Annotated in this window: 1 protein-coding gene; it reads left to right on the top strand. The window is 62.6% G+C overall.

Going from position 1 to position 374, the window contains the following annotated elements:
• Positions 1-274, top strand: a 274-nt coding sequence (locus IMZ11_RS44835) for an acyl-CoA dehydrogenase family protein (protein ID WP_255708264.1), incomplete at its 5' end; no start/stop codon positions are given.
• Positions 275-374 lie beyond the last annotated feature (100 nt).

Here is a 374-nt window from a genome sequence, read left to right as displayed (position 1 = left end):
CGGGGTGCAAGCCGAAATGCTGCGTCTGCATGTGCGCCGGAGGCTGTCCGAGCAACTTGACGGGCTCAAGCACGGTCCCGACGGCTCGCTCGACAAGCTGCTGATGACCTGGGTGGAGCAGTCCGTCGGCCATGCCGCCCTGGCGGTCACCGGTACCAGCGATGCGGAGCTGCTGAGCGCCTATCTCTACAGCCGTGCGCAGAGCGTCATGGGCGGCACGTCGCAGATCCAGAAGAACATCATCGCGTCACGAATCCTCGGACTAGGGGTGTAACCAGATGTACGGAATGCCAGAAGAAATCGATGTGCAGGCCGACGGTGCCCTACGCATCATCACGCTGAACCGCCCCGATGCGCTGAATGCTGTCAACGAC

The organism is Microtetraspora sp. AC03309 (genome assembly GCF_020826795.1).
GTDB lineage: Bacteria > Actinomycetota > Actinomycetes > Streptosporangiales > Streptosporangiaceae > Microtetraspora > Microtetraspora glauca.
This window is presented reverse-complemented; position numbering and strand designations above follow the sequence as displayed.